This window comes from Microbacterium sp. sgz311019 (assembly GCF_056135325.1).
In genome coordinates, this window is sequence record NZ_JBWAXO010000002.1 from 453,075 (window position 1) to 467,167 (window position 14,093).

13 protein-coding genes are annotated in these 14,093 nt (G+C 69.1%); 10 read left to right on the plus strand and 3 right to left on the minus strand.

Features of this window, described 5'->3' with window-relative positions:
• Positions 1–5: 5 nt before the first annotated feature.
• The gene (gene gndA / locus AC0NZN_RS04980; RefSeq protein WP_474591158.1) at positions 6–1,454 is read right to left on the minus strand and encodes an NADP-dependent phosphogluconate dehydrogenase; all 1,449 of its coding nucleotides are present in this window, start codon (positions 1,452–1,454) and stop codon (positions 6–8) included.
• A 207-nt stretch (positions 1,455–1,661) separates the two neighbouring features.
• On the opposite strand from gndA, the gene AC0NZN_RS04985 reads away from it, so the two are divergent.
• The 5 genes from AC0NZN_RS04985 to AC0NZN_RS05005 all read left to right on the plus strand — a co-directional run bounded on the left by AC0NZN_RS04985 (position 1,662) and on the right by AC0NZN_RS05005 (position 6,835).
• A complete protein-coding gene (locus AC0NZN_RS04985) occupies positions 1,662–2,891 on the plus strand; it encodes a branched-chain amino acid ABC transporter substrate-binding protein (RefSeq protein WP_474591159.1) in 1,230 nt (409 codons plus the stop codon).
• Positions 2,892–2,987: 96 nt separating this feature from the next.
• Positions 2,988–4,016 carry a branched-chain amino acid ABC transporter permease gene (locus AC0NZN_RS04990; protein ID WP_474591160.1) on the plus strand — a complete coding sequence of 343 codons (1,029 nt, stop codon included), beginning with the start codon at positions 2,988–2,990 and terminating at the stop codon, positions 4,014–4,016.
• The gene (locus AC0NZN_RS04995) at positions 4,013–5,197 is read left to right on the plus strand and encodes a branched-chain amino acid ABC transporter permease (RefSeq protein WP_474591161.1); all 1,185 of its coding nucleotides are present in this window, start codon (positions 4,013–4,015) and stop codon (positions 5,195–5,197) included. The genes AC0NZN_RS04990 and AC0NZN_RS04995 overlap by 4 nt, the downstream gene beginning before the upstream one ends.
• A gap of 194 nt (positions 5,198–5,391) precedes the next feature.
• Positions 5,392–6,135 carry an ABC transporter ATP-binding protein gene (locus AC0NZN_RS05000; RefSeq protein WP_474591267.1) on the plus strand — a complete coding sequence of 248 codons (744 nt, stop codon included), beginning with the start codon at positions 5,392–5,394 and terminating at the stop codon, positions 6,133–6,135.
• Positions 6,122–6,835, plus strand: a complete 714-nt coding sequence (locus tag AC0NZN_RS05005) for an ABC transporter ATP-binding protein (RefSeq protein WP_474591162.1) — start codon at positions 6,122–6,124, stop codon at positions 6,833–6,835. The genes AC0NZN_RS05000 and AC0NZN_RS05005 overlap by 14 nt, the downstream gene beginning before the upstream one ends.
• Here the strand turns inward: AC0NZN_RS05005 and AC0NZN_RS05010 are convergent, their stop codons facing one another.
• Positions 6,836–6,964 carry a hypothetical protein gene (locus tag AC0NZN_RS05010; protein WP_474591163.1) on the minus strand — a complete coding sequence of 43 codons (129 nt, stop codon included), beginning with the start codon at positions 6,962–6,964 and terminating at the stop codon, positions 6,836–6,838.
• Between the two features lie 206 nt (positions 6,965–7,170).
• On the opposite strand from AC0NZN_RS05010, the gene AC0NZN_RS05015 reads away from it, so the two are divergent.
• Together AC0NZN_RS05015 and pth are read left to right on the plus strand one after the other, a co-directional pair.
• The gene (locus tag AC0NZN_RS05015; RefSeq protein ID WP_474591164.1) at positions 7,171–7,803 is read left to right on the plus strand and encodes a 50S ribosomal protein L25/general stress protein Ctc; all 633 of its coding nucleotides are present in this window, start codon (positions 7,171–7,173) and stop codon (positions 7,801–7,803) included.
• Positions 7,804–7,891: 88 nt separating this feature from the next.
• Entirely contained in the window at positions 7,892–8,476 is a 585-nt protein-coding gene (gene pth / locus AC0NZN_RS05020; RefSeq protein ID WP_474591165.1) for an aminoacyl-tRNA hydrolase, read from the plus strand.
• A 16-nt stretch (positions 8,477–8,492) separates the two neighbouring features.
• Here pth and AC0NZN_RS05025 read toward each other — a convergent pair whose 3' ends face one another.
• A complete protein-coding gene (locus AC0NZN_RS05025) occupies positions 8,493–9,203 on the minus strand; it encodes a hypothetical protein (protein ID WP_474591166.1) in 711 nt (236 codons plus the stop codon).
• Positions 9,204–9,286: 83 nt separating this feature from the next.
• Here AC0NZN_RS05025 and mfd point away from each other — a divergent pair, with 83 nt between their 5' ends.
• From mfd to AC0NZN_RS05040, 3 genes are all read left to right on the plus strand, one after another.
• Entirely contained in the window at positions 9,287–12,937 is a 3,651-nt protein-coding gene (gene mfd / locus AC0NZN_RS05030; RefSeq protein ID WP_474591167.1) for a transcription-repair coupling factor, read from the plus strand.
• A 74-nt stretch (positions 12,938–13,011) separates the two neighbouring features.
• Positions 13,012–13,383, plus strand: coding sequence for a VOC family protein (locus tag AC0NZN_RS05035; protein ID WP_474591168.1), 372 nt, complete (start codon positions 13,012–13,014; stop codon positions 13,381–13,383).
• Positions 13,384–13,479: 96 nt separating this feature from the next.
• Positions 13,480–14,079, plus strand: a complete 600-nt coding sequence (locus AC0NZN_RS05040) for a gamma carbonic anhydrase family protein (RefSeq protein ID WP_474591169.1) — start codon at positions 13,480–13,482, stop codon at positions 14,077–14,079.
• Positions 14,080–14,093 lie beyond the last annotated feature (14 nt).

Below are 14,093 nucleotides of genomic sequence, written 5' to 3' on the forward strand. Positions count from 1 at the left end.
GTGCGTCAGTGCGTGTCTTCGGCCTCGACCTCGGTGCGGTCAGCCGACCACAGCGTGTGGAACGTGCCCGGACGGTCGACGCGCTTGTACGTGTGCGCGCCGAAGAAGTCGCGCTGCCCCTGGATGAGGGCCGCGGGAAGCCGCTCGGCACGGAGGCCGTCGTAGTAGGCGAGCGACGACGAGAAGGCGGGGGAGGGGATGCCGGCCGCCGCCGCCGTGGCGACGATGCGGCGCCATGACCCCTGGGCACGCTCGAGCGCGTCGACGAAGTACGGCGCAGTCAGCAGCACGGCGAGGTCCGGGGTCTGCGCATACGCATCGGCGATCCGGTTGAGGAACTGCGCGCGGATGATGCACCCCGCACGCCAGATCTTCGACACGGCGCCGAGGTCGATGTTCCAGCCGTACTGGGCGGCACCGGCGCGGATCTCGTCGAACCCCTGCGAGTAGGCCACGATCTTCGAGGCGAACAGGGCGAGCCGCACGTCCTCGATGAACGCGTCCGCGTCGTCGACCGTGAGCGTCTCGGCGGGCCCGGGGAGGGAACCCGAGACCTCGCGCTGCTCCGGATGCGACGAAAGGGAGCGGGCGAAGGTGGCCTCCGCGATGCCGGAGACCGCCACCCCCAGGTCGAGCGCGGTCTGCACCGTCCAGGCGCCGGTGCCCTTGGCGCCGGCCTGGTCGACGATGACGTCGACGAGCGGCTTGCCGGTCTCAGCATCCACCTGGCGGAGCACCTCGGCGGTGATCTCGATGAGGTACGACTCGAGCTCGCCGCCGTTCCACTCGGCGAAGACGTCGGCGATCTCGGCGGGCGAGCGGCCCGTGCCGCGGCGGATGAGGTCGTACGCCTCGGCGATCAGCTGCATGTCGGCGTACTCGATGCCGTTGTGCACCATCTTGACGAAGTGGCCGGCGCCGTCGTGGCCGATGTGAGTGACGCACGGTTCGCCCTCGGCGACCGCGGCGATCGTGCGCAGGATCGGCCCAAGGGTCACCCACGACTCGTCGGAGCCGCCGGGCATGAGCGACGGGCCGTGCAGCGCGCCCTCCTCGCCACCGGACACGCCCATGCCGACGAAGTTGATGCCCGTCTCGCGGACCGCCTTCTCGCGACGGATCGTGTCGGTGAACAGCGCGTTGCCGCCGTCGACGATGATGTCTCCCGGCTCGAACACGCGCACGAGCTCGTCGATGACGGCGTCCGTGCCCGCGCCCGCCTTGACCATGATGATCGCGGTGCGCGGCGTCTGCAGGGATGCGGCGAACTCCTCGTACGAGAACGCGGCGGCGAAGCCCGCCTCGGGGTGCTCCGCGATCAGCTCGTCGGTCTTCGCGCGGCTGCGGTTGAACACTGCGACCGTGTTGCCCTCGCGGCTGGCGAGGTTGCGGGCGAGATTCGAACCCATCACGGCGAGGCCGACGACCCCGATATTGGCGGTGGCTTCAGGCACAGTGCTCTCCTCGAATTCGGGTCGGGTGCCTTCTCAGCGTAGCGGGCGGGGCAGGGCACTCCCAGGCACGTGACACCGAGTATCGAATCGATCGCAATCGGGATTCAAACCGTGCGTACCCGGCGGTTACGCGATACTCTCGCCCCACCTTGAACTCGCCGGTGAGTGAACCCGTTTGCTGGCGATAAGAAATCGGAAGGCAATCACATGATTCGTAAGAAGGCACTTGCGGGGGTGGCCACCGCAGCGGCGGCACTCGTCCTGCTGGCCGGCTGCGCCAATCAGTCCGGAACCACGGGGGGCAGCACCTCCACCGGCGGCGGCAAAGTCAACATTCCCGCGGTCACGTCCGTCGAGACGCCGAAGGACGCCGTTCTCCCGGCGGGCGACGGCAAGGGCAAGTGCCCGTCGACCACGACGATCGCCTACATCGGCGCGGAGACCGGGCCCAACGCCCAGCTCGGCATCAACATCTTCGACGGCATCCAGCTCGCGGTGAACCAGCACAACCAGGCGAACCCCGACTGCCAGGTGCAGTTCAAGAAGTTCGACACGGAGGGCGACCCGAACAAGGCCACCGGTCCCGTCACGCAGGCGGTCAACGAGGCCGACATCGTCGGCGTCGTCGGCCTGCCGTTCTCGGGTGAGTCGAAGGCCACGGGCAACATCTTCGAGCAGCAGGGACTCGTGCACATCACGCCGTCCGCGACCAACCCGGGCCTGACGAAGAACGGCTGGACGACGTTCTACCGCGGCCTCGGAAACGACGCGCAGCAGGGCCCGGCGGCCGCCAAGTTCCTGACCGACACGCTGAAGGCCAAGAAGGTCTACCTCGTGCAGGACGACTCGGACTACGGCATCGGCCTTGCCGGCACCACGTCGGCCGCCCTGGGCAGCGCCCTCGTCGGCACCGACAAGGTGACGACCGGCCAGAAGGACTTCTCGGCCACGATCTCCAAGATCCTGAACGCGAAGCCCGACGCCGTGTACTACTCGGGCTACTACGCCGAGGGTGCGCCCTTCGACCAGCAGCTGGTCAACAAGGGCTACACCGGCGTCTTCGTCGGCCCCGACGGTGTGAAGGACGACCAGTTCATCAAGCTGGCCGGCGACGCGTCCAAGAACGCGTACTTCACCTGCCCCTGCATCCCGGGTGAGCTCCTCACCGACTTCGAGAAGCAGTACAAGACGCTGGCGAACGCCGACCCCGGAACGTACTCCATCGAGGGCTACGACGCCGCGACGGTCCTCCTCAGCGGCATCGACGCGGGCAAGCAGACCCGTGCCGACCTCCTCAGCTGGGTCAAGTCGTACGACAAGGACGGCCTGAGCAAGCACTACAAGTGGGACTCCACGGGTGAGCTGCAGGCGCCTGCCGTCTACGGCTACAAGGTGCAGGACGGCAAGATCGCCTACATCGGCCCGATCGGTCAATGAGATCAGGATGCCGCGGCGCCTCAAGCGCCGCGGCATCCTGCCCGTGATGCCGCCGTGGTGCGGCTCCGCCGCCCCCCACACCCCTCCGGAGACCGCATGCTCGAACTCGTCCTCAGCGGACCGTTCCTCGACAATTCCTGGATCAACTTCGACGTCAACGCGCTCGTCCAGAATTTCTGGAGCGCCACCTTCGACGGCCTCACCTTCGGTGCCGTCTATGGTCTGATCGCCGTCGGCTACACACTCGTGTACGGCGTCCTCAGCCTCATCAACTTCGCCCACTCCGAAGTGTTCATCGTCGGCGCGTACGGCGTCGTCATCACCCTCACGAGTCTCGGCTTCGGACCGAGCGCTCCCACCCTGGGCCCGCTGGCGATCATCGGCGATCTGCTGCTGGCGATGGTGGTCGGCATGATCGCATCCGCCTTGACGGCGCTGTTCATCGAACGGGTCGCCTACCGGCCGCTGCGCAAGCGCAACGCGCCACGGCTGGCGTTCCTCATCACCGCGATCGGCATGTCGTTCGCGATCCAGTACACGATCTTCCTCCTGCAGGGTCCCCTGGGCGGCCCGTCGGGCGCGAACGCGATGCCGAGCATCACGATGTTCGTGCAGCATCCGGTGTTCTACGTGTTCGGCACGAACATCTACGACGTGCAGCTGATCATCGTCGCCGCCGCGGTCATCCTGATGGTGGCGACCGACCTCTTCATCCGGCGGGGGCGCACCGGTCGCGGAATCCGCGCCGTCGCGCAGGATCCGGACACCGCCACCCTGATGGGCGTGAACAAGGAGCGGATCATCATGATCACCTTCGTGCTCGGCGGCATCCTCGCCGGTGCCGCGGCTCTGTTCTACGTGATGCTGGTGCCGTCCGGCGTGATCTACAACGGAGGCTTCATCCTCGGCGTCAAGGCGTTCGCGGCGGCCGTCCTGGGTGGCATCGGCAACGTGCGCGGCGCCCTCCTCGGTGGTCTGCTGCTGGGCGTCATCGCCAACTACGGCCAGATCCTCCTCGGTGACGCCCAGTGGGCGGATGTCGTATCGTTCGTTGTACTGGTTCTGGTGCTGCTGATCCGGCCCGAGGGCATCCTCGGGCAGACGCTCGGAAGGAGCCGCGCATGAGCTTTTCCGAAGGCCCCAAGGTCCTGCCCGGAGCCGAATCGGCGCGGGAGTCCATCGAGACCGAGTCGATCGCGTCGCCCCCGCGGGGGCCGTTCCTCAATCTCCGGGAGAAGTGGAACGGGCTCGCGCGCCCCGTCCAATGGGCGTGGCTGCTCATCGTCGTGGCCATCGCGTACGCGTTGCCCTACCTGAACTTCTTCCCGCTGACGACCGAGCCGGGCAACGACTGGAAGCTCGCGTGCTTCGCGATGGCGGTCTATGCCCTGGTGGCAGTCGGCCTGAACATCGTGATCGGCTATGCCGGTCTGCTCGACCTGGGATACGTCGCATTCTTCGCGGTGGGGTCGTATACGGCGGCGATGTTCACGAGTCCGGACTCGCCGCTCGCGAAGATCCCGTACCTGTGGACGCTGCCGCTCGCCATCGCGATCACGATGTTCTTCGGCGTCCTGCTCGGGGTGCCCACCCTGCGGCTTCGCGGCGACTACCTCGCGATCGTCACGCTCGGCTTCGGAGAAATCGTGCGCATCCTCGCGACGATCATCCCGGCCATGAAGGGCCAGGTCGGTTTCCAGAACGTCGGGCACCCGCCGGGGGAGAGCGCGAACGGGATCCCGATCTTCGCGAACTCGAACGGCGCGCCCTGGTACTGGCTGACGCTCACCGTCATCATCATCGTGCTGCTGCTGGTGGGCAACCTCGAGCGCAGCCGCGTGGGTCGCGCGTGGGTCGCGATCCGCGAGGACGAGGATGCCGCCGAGATCATGGGCGTGCCGACCTTCAAGTACAAGGTGTGGGCGTTCGCGCTCGGAGCGGGGGTCGGCGGCCTGTCGGGCGCCCTGTTCGCCGGCCAGGTCGGCTTCGTGAACAACCAGAAGTTCGACGTCCAGACCTCGATCCTCTTCGTCGCGGCAGTCGTGCTCGGCGGCGCGGGCAACAAGGTCGGCGCCCTGCTCGGTGGCGCGATCGTCGCCTACATCCCGCTGCGGTTCACCGCGATCGCCGACTACAAGTACCTCATCTTCGGCATCGTCCTGGTGCTCCTGATGATGTTCCGCTCGGAGGGTCTGGTGCCGGCGAAGATGCGGCTGCTGGCGTTCGCCCGACGAGCCTTGCATTGGACGGCGGCGCCGCCACCGCCTCCTGAGGCGCCGGCTGCTGTGGAAGGAGCATCGTCGTGACCGACGAGAACGAGAGGGCCCGCGAAGAGATCGAGATCGCGAGCGCGGCGCACGAGCCGGTCGAAGACGACACGATCGGTGCGCCGATCGTCCCCGAGCACGGTGAGGCGCCGCCCCTGGTCGAGGGGGCGGAGTCCGAGCGCGATCTCGCCGTCGCGGTAGGGGAGAGGCTCGTCGAGGTCCGCAACCTGACGATGAAGTTCGGCGGGCTGTCCGCGCTCGACGACGTGTCGTTCGACATCAAGCGCGGCGAGATCCTCGGCCTCATCGGGCCGAACGGCGCAGGCAAGACCACGTGCTTCAACGCGATGACGGGCGTGTACAAGCCGACGAGCGGCGACGTGCTGCTGGAGGGCGTCTCGCTCAAGGGTCGCAAGCAGCACAACATCACCAGGATGGGGCTCGCGCGCACGTTCCAGAACATCCGCCTGTTCGGCGAGATGTCCGCGCTCGAGAACGTCGTCGTCGGCCTCGACGCGCGCCACCGCACGTCGGTCCCCGGTGCTCTGCTGCGCCTGCCCCGGCACATGCGCGAGGAGAGGTCGTCGATCGATCGCGGCATGGCGCTGCTCGAGTTCGTCGGCATCGCCCAGCACGCGGACAAGCGTGCGCGCGAGCTGTCGTACGGCTCGCAGCGTCGCCTCGAGATCGCCCGCGCGCTCGCGACCGACCCGAAGCTGCTGTGCCTCGATGAGCCGGCGGCCGGGTTCAACCCCGCGGAGAAGGACGACCTCATGGCGCTCATCCGCACGATCCGTGACGAGGGCTACACCGTGCTGCTGATCGAGCACGACATGCGGCTCGTCATGGGGGTCACCGACCGCATCGTCGTGCTGGAATTCGGGCGCAAGATCGCCGACGACGTCCCGCACGCCATCCGCAACGATCCGCGCGTGATCGCGGCCTACCTCGGGGAGCCCGAAGATGACGCTGCTTGAGCTGAGGGACGTCTCGGTCCACTACGGACGCATCCGTGCGATCCAGAACATCTCGTTCGCCGTCGATGAGGGCGAGATCGTCTCGCTCATCGGGGCCAACGGCGCCGGCAAGACGACGACCATGCGCACCATCTCCGGGCTGCTGCATCCGTCCGAGGGGTCGATCTTCTTCGAGGGTCAGGACATCACGAAGATGAAGGCCCACCTGCGGGTCATGAACGGCATCTCGCAGGCGCCGGAGGGGCGGGGCATCTTCCCGGGCATGACCGTGCTCGAGAACCTCGACATGGGCACGTTCGGCCTGAAGAGCCGGGCCGGCGTCGCCGAGTCGTACGACCGCGTGTTCTCGCTCTTCCCGCGCCTCGGCGAGCGCAAGAAGCAGCTCGGCGGAACGATGTCCGGTGGTGAGCAGCAGATGCTCGCCATCGGCCGTGCGCTGATGTCCCGTCCGCGGGTGCTGCTGCTCGACGAGCCCTCGATGGGCCTCGCGCCCCAGTTCATCCGGCAGATCTTCAAGATCATCACCGAGATCAACGCACAGGGCACGACGGTGGTGCTCGTCGAGCAGAACGCGAATCAGGCGCTGGCGCGCGCCCACCGCGCGTTCGTGCTCGAGACGGGCTCGATCACGCGCTCGGGAACCGGCAGGGAGCTGCTCGCCGATCCGGCCGTGAAGGAGGCCTACCTCGGCGTGGCCTGATCAGTCCTTGCGGTAGGCCGCGCGGCCCATCGTCCAGAAGGCGAGGACGGTGCCGACGAGGCCGAGGGCGGCGATGAGGCCGATGATCGCCAGCATGCCGTCGCTGAGGGTCTGGTTGTCGATCGTCATCATGCCTCCTGGTGCGCGAACGGTGCGTCTTCATCGTAGTGGTCGCACTGGTAGACTCGATGACCGTACTTCGGCGAGGGATGCTGCGCGCTGCGCGGCGTCCGTGATCGACGCGGTGAAGCAGGCAGCAGCTTTCCTCACGCGTACGCGTTCGAGTCGAGAACAGACCATCGTCAGGGCTGCACGCCCGCTTTAGGAGAATCACCATGTCGGAAGACACCAAGGTCCACGCGGAGCTGCGCGACAGCTTCGGCAAGGGCTTCGCCCGTCGCCTGCGCGCCGCCGGCAAGATCCCCGCCGTCATCTACGGACACGGCAGCGACCCCGTGCACGTCGCCCTGCCGGGCCACCAGGTCTCGCTCATCGTGCGTCACGCGAACGCCGTGCTCGAGCTCGACGTCGAGGGCAAGCAGCTCCTCACGCTCGTCAAGGACGTGCAGAAGGACCCGGTGCACCAGATCATCGAGCACATCGACCTCCTCGTCGTGAAGAAGGGCGAGAAGATCCAGGTGCAGGTGCCCATCGTCGTCAGCGGCGAGCCGGCCCCCGGAACCATCGTGAACCTCGACTCGACGTCGATCGCTCTCGAGGTCGAGGCGACCCACATCCCGGAGCACGTCGAGGTGTCGGTCGAGGGCCTCGAGGACGGCGCGCGCATCACGGCGGGCGACCTGGAGCTGCCCAAGGGCGCCACGCTGCAGGCTGAGGAGGACGTTCTCGTCGTCGCGATCAGCGTTCCGGCCGCGAGCATCGCCGCCGAGGAGGAGATCGCCGCTGCGGACGCCGCAGTTGCGGAGGAGCAGTCGGAGGAGTCGGCCGAGGGGTCGACCGAGTCCTGATCCACGCACAGCGTCGGGAGAGGGGGTGCGCATGCGCCCCCTCTTCGCGTTGCGGAAGCACGTAGATCCCCTGCGGAAGAATGAGACCATGGCGCAGACCTGGCTGGTGGTCGGGCTCGGGAATCCCGGTCCGCAGTACGAGCTGACTCGGCACAACGTGGGCCAGCTCGTGATCGACGAGCTGGCTGAGCGTCGCCGCGAGCGCTTCTCCTCGCATAAGGCGAACGCCCGCGTCGCGGAGACCTGGCTGCGCCCGGGTGCGGCGAAGATCGTGCTCGCGAAGCCGAATTCCTACATGAACGTCTCGGGCGGTCCGGTCTCGGCGCTCGCCAAGTACTACGGCGTGGATGCCGAGCACATCATCGTCGTCCACGACGAGCTCGACATCCCGTTCGACACCGTCAAGCTGAAGGTCGGCGGCGGCCACGGCGGCCACAACGGTGTCCGTGACGTGGCGAAGGCTCTCGGAACGCCCGAGTTCCCGCGCGTGCGCGTCGGCATCGGGCGTCCGCCGGGCCGGCAGGACCCTGCGGACTGGGTGCTGGACCCGTTCAGCGCCGCGGATCGCAAGCAGCTGCCGCTCCTGCTGTCGGATGCCGCGGATGCCGTCGAGCAGCTGATCGGCGACGGCCTGCTCGCAGCCCAGCAGAAGCACCACGCGCCGCGCGCCTGAGCCCACCGCGCTCGGATCAGGCGTTCGGGGGAACGGCTCCGGCCGCGCCGATGCCCAGGAAGATCAGCAGCAGCACGAAATACGCGAACGGTCCGATGGCGGCCACGACGATCGCCGCGATGCCGAATCCCCGACCGCGGCGCGTCGCGATCGCGACGATGCCCTGGACGATCGCCCAGACGCCCAGGATCAAGCCAGCCCAGAACGCGATCTCGGCGACGAGCACCTGACCTCGGACGGGGGTGAGCGCGGCAAGCATCGCCGAGGTTGACGCATTCGTCTCGGACAGGGCGCTCAGCTGCTGCGCGCCGATGCCGGCTCCGATGCCCCACCCCGCGAACGAGGCGACGATGGGCGCGACCACCGCGGCCAGGAGCGACAGGATGAACGCCACCGCACCGAGGGTGCGCGAGCCGGCGGGCGCCGGCTGCCGGGGCTGGTACCCGGGCGCCGGCGGCGCGGCGTACGGCGCGGCGAACGGCCTGCCGTAGGCGTCGGTCTGCGGCTGCGCGTAGACGGGCGGCTGTGCGTTGGGGTACGGCATCGGAACGGGCTGCGGGGCCGGGGGATACGGCGTGGGAGAGGCGGCGGACTGCGGCACCGGCTGCGGCGGTGCGAAGGCCGGCGATGGCTGGGGCGGCTGCGGCTGCGCAGGCGGCGGAACCGGAGCCGCGGCCTCGCGATCCGGCACGGCGGGCGGCGGTGCGTCGGGTCCCTGATCGGTCACGCGCCCAGCCTAGGCGCGGACGGCCCCGCCCGCTCGTGCATTCGCGAGGACTGCGTGTCGGTGCGCGAACGTAGGATTGTCCGGTGACAGTACCCGGGATCGCGCGCGCCCTCGCATCGTCTTCAACGTTCCGGGATGCGGGCGCCGTCGCATCCGTCGATGCCGATCTGTCGCTCGTCGACGGCCTCGACGCGCCGCTGCTGGCGACCCTCGTCGACCGGCGCCGTCAGGCCGGCAAGCCCGGCATCCTGCTGGCCGTCTCCCCGACCGGTCGTCGAGCGGAGACGCTCGGCGCGGCGCTGGAGGCGCTCATGCCGGGTGCCGAGGTGATGCACTTCCCGGCATGGGAGACCCTGCCGCACGAGCGGCTCAGCCCCAGCCCCGAGACCGTCGGTCGACGACTCGATGTGCTGCGGCGCGTGCAGGAATGGGACGGATCCACGCCCCTCGTGATCACCGCCTCTGTTCGGGGCGCGCTGCAGCCGCTCGCGGCGGGACTCACCGATCTGGCGCCCGTCCGGCTCAGCGTGGGGGGTCGCGGCCACGAGCTGGACGCGGTGAGCGCCGACCTCGTGGCGCGCGCCTACCACCGCGTCGACATGGTGTCGCGCCGCGGCGAGTTCGCGGTGCGCGGCGGCATCCTCGATGTCTTCCCGCCGACGGCCGAGCATCCCTCGCGGGTGGAGTTCTTCGGCGATGAGATCGACCAGATCCGCGCGTTCTCCGTCGCCGACCAGCGCAGCCTCCCGGGCGAGGTGCGCGAGGTCGAGCTGCTGGCCGCCCGCGAGCTGCTGCTGACCGACGACGTGCGCGATCGCGCGCGGGCGCTCATGCCCGATCTCCCCGGCCTCGCGGGCATGCTCGAGCGCATGGCCGAGGGCATCCCGGTGGAGGGGATGGAGTCGCTGACGCCGACCCTCGTCGACGAGGTGGTCACGCTCGCCCACTACCTGCCCGAGGGCGTAGCTGTCGCGCTCGTCGACCCTGAGCGCTCGGTGACGCGCGCGACGACGCTCGCCGAGACCAACCGCGAGTTCCTCGATGCCGCGTGGAGCGCGGCGGTCGCCGGTGCGGCGACGCCCGTCGACCTCGGCGCCGGCGACTTCGTGTCGCTCCCGCAGCTGCGCGAAGCCACCCACGTGCGCGGAGGCGTGTGGTGGACCCTCAGCGCGTGGGCCCACGCGCCCGGAGGATCGATGCAGCGCATCAGCGCTGCATCGGGGGCGCCTGGCGACGACAGCGGCGCCGAGGAGCTCGCGGCGGACCTCGATGAGGCCGGGCCCGACGACGAGTTCCGCATCCGGGCGACGACCGTGCCGTCGTTCCAAGGGAACGTCGACGGAGCGACGGCGCATGTCGGGGAGCTGCTCGCGGCCGGATGGGCTGTCGTCGTCGCCGCATCCGGTGCCGGACTCGCCGATCGCGCCCGGGACGTGCTCGCCGAGCGCGGCATCGCCGCCCGCCGGGTCGACTCCGTCGAGACGGCCCCCCAGCCCGGGGTGGCGCACGTCGTGGTCGCGTCGCTCGAGCGCGGCTTCGAGGCCGAGGGGGCCAAGCTCGCCGTCCTCACCGAGACGGAGTTCTACGGACGGACGATCAGCAGCGACGGACGGGTCGTGAAGAAGCTCGCATCGCGTCGGCGCAACGTCGTCGACCCGATGCAGCTGAAGGCCGGCGACTACGTCGTGCACTCGACCCACGGCATCGGCCGGTTCGTGGAGCTGACCCAGCGCGAGGTCTCGAGCGGCGGCCGCAATGCGGTCAAGAGCACGCGCGAGTACCTCGTTCTCGAGTACGCGCCGAGCAAGCGCGGCCACCCGGGCGACAAGCTGTACGTGCCGACCGACCAGCTCGATCTCCTCTCGAAGTACGTCGGCGGCGAGGCGCCGTCGCTGTCGAAGATGGGCGGCAGCGACTGGGCGGCGGCGAAGGGCCGCGCCCGTAGGGCGGTGCGCGACATCGCCGTGGAGCTCGTCAAGCTGTACTCGGCACGGATGGCGGCCAAAGGCCATGCCTTCGGGCCGGACACCCCGTGGCAGCGCGAACTCGAAGAGGCGTTCCCGTTCGCGGAGACCCCCGATCAGCTGCAGACCATCGACGAGATCAAGGCCGACATGGAGAAGCCGATCCCGATGGACCGGCTGCTGTCCGGTGACGTCGGCTTCGGCAAGACCGAGGTCGCGGTGCGCGCCGCGTTCAAGGCCATCCAGGATGGCAAGCAGGTCGCGATGCTCGTGCCGACGACCCTGCTCGTGAAACAGCACCTCGACACGTTCGCGGAGCGGTTCGCCGGCTTCCCCGTGAAGGTGCGGCCGCTCTCGCGGTTCCAGACCGACAAGCAGGCGCGCGAGACGATCGAGGGGCTCGCCGACGGCTCGGTCGACATGGTCATCGGCACACACCGCATCCTGACCGAGAAGGTCCTCTTCAAGGACCTCGGGCTCATGATCATCGACGAGGAGCAGCGGTTCGGCGTCGAGCACAAGGATCAGCTGAAGAAGCTCAAGACCAATGTCGACATCCTCGCCATGAGCGCGACGCCCATCCCTCGCACGCTCGAGATGGCGGTGACCGGCATCCGCGAGATGTCGACGCTGCAGACGCCGCCGGAGGACCGGCATCCCATCCTCACGTACGTCGGCGCGCGCAGTGAGAAGCAGGTCGCCGCGGCCATCCGCCGTGAGCTGCTGCGCGAGGGTCAGGTCTTCTACGTGCACAACCGGGTGCAGTCGATCCAGCGGGTCGCGGCGCAGCTGGCCGAGCTCGTGCCGGAGGCCCGGATCGCCGTCGCCCACGGGCAGATGGGGGAGCACCAGCTCGAGCAGGTGGTCGACGACTTCTGGGAACGGCGGGCGGATGTCCTCGTCTCGACGACGATCATCGAAACCGGCCTCGACATCGCCAACGCCAACACGATCATCATCGACCGCGCCGACAAGTACGGCCTGTCGCAGCTGCACCAGCTGCGCGGGCGCGTGGGCCGCGGGCGCGAGAGAGCGTATGCGTACTTCCTCTACGACGAGCAGAAGCCGCTGTCGGAGACGGCGGCCGACCGGCTCGAGACGATCGCGGTCAACAACGACCTCGGCAGCGGGATGCAGGTCGCCCTCAAGGATCTCGAGCTCCGCGGCGCGGGCAACCTGCTCGGCGCCGAGCAGGCCGGCCATATCGCGGGAGTCGGCTTCGACCTGTACCTCCGCATGATCGGGGAAGCCGTCGCGACGTTCCGCGGCGAGGAGACTGAGGGCCCCACCGAGCTGCGGCTCGAGCTGCCCGTCCGGGCTCGCATCCCGGAGGAGTACATCGACAGCGAGCGACTGCGCCTCGAGGCGTACCAGAAGCTGTCGGCCGCGGCATCCGTCACCGCCAAGGACGATGCGATCGATCTGGTGGTCGACGAGCTGCGCGACCGTTACGGTGAGCCGCCGGCCGAGGTGGAGGGGCTGCTCGCCGTCGCGCGACTGCGGCGCCGTGCAGGTCGGGCGGGGCTCGCCGACGTCGTGGCGATGGGACCGAACCTCCGCGTTGCGCCGGCCGGCCTTCCGGACTCGATGCAGGTCCGCCTGCAGCGGCTGTACCCGAAGGCGAAGCTCGTCGCCGGGGGAGAGGCCGTGGTCATCCCGCTGCCGACCGCCGACGGGGAGCCGCTGGGCGATGCCGAGCTCATCGCGTGGGTCGCGCAGCTGCTCGACCAGCTGTGGCCGGTTCCGGAGGCCGCTGCATCCGTCGTCTGATCCGGAGGGGCTTGAGGAGGTCGGCGGGTCGGGTCAGACTGGGCGCATCCCACCTCTGACCGAAAGGCTGAACCATGCCGCACGGCGACATCACGCACATCGAGATCCCGGTCACCGACTTCGCGGCGTCGGGCTCGTTCTACTCCGCACTCTTCGGCTGGCAGATCGCCGAGTCGCCCGGATTCGAGGGCTATCCCATGTGGCAGGCTCCCAACAAGATCTCGGGCGGTGCGCTCACGAAGCGCGACGACGACTTCACGCAGCCCCGCTCCTATGTGGAGGTCGACTCCATCGACGACGCACTCGCCGCCGCGAAGGCCAACGGCGGCGCGGTCATCGCCGACAAGATGCAGATCACCGAGACGAGCTGGTGGGCCGTCGTCGCCGACCCCGACGGCAACGTGCTCGGCCTGTACGAGGGGATGAACGCGACTCCCGAGTCCTGAGTCGCTCGCAGCCCGGGTCTCGCGTCGACCCGGGCTCCGTCGAGTCGTGTGCGCCCGGGAGTAGCCTGGCGGAACCGGTCCCGAGCAGGAGGCACGATGCGATTCGAGCACGTGGGGTCCAGTCCCCGCATCCACCCGGACGCGGTCGTCGCGGCCACCGCGGTCATCAGCGGCGATGTCACGATCGGCGCGGGCTGCCAGGTGCTGCACGGCGCCGTGATCACCTCCGAGGGCGGCCCGATCACCCTCGGCGCGTACGTCATCGTGATGGAGAATGCGCTGATCCGGGCGACCTCGGCGAACCCCGTGCACATCGGCGATCACGTGCTCGTCGGGCCCATGGCGAGCATCTCCGGCGCGACGATCGCCGACGAGGTGTTCCTCGCCACGGGAACGCGGATCTTCAACGGCGCCCGCATCGGCGAGCGCAGCGAAGTGCGGATCAACGCCGTCGTGCACCTGCGCACGGTGCTTCCCCCCGACAGCGTCGTGCCGATCGGCTGGGTCGCGGTCGGCGATCCCGTGCTGATCCTGCCCGCGGAGCGGCACGAGGAGATCTGGGCCGCTCAGCGCGAGCTCGACTTCCCGGGGTACGTCTTCGGGCTCGACCGTGAGACGCCCGACCTCATGGTTCAGCTGACCGAGCGCTACGGCACGAGCCTCGCGCGGCACGCGAACGACCGCCGGGTCGACTGACCCGGCGGCCGCAG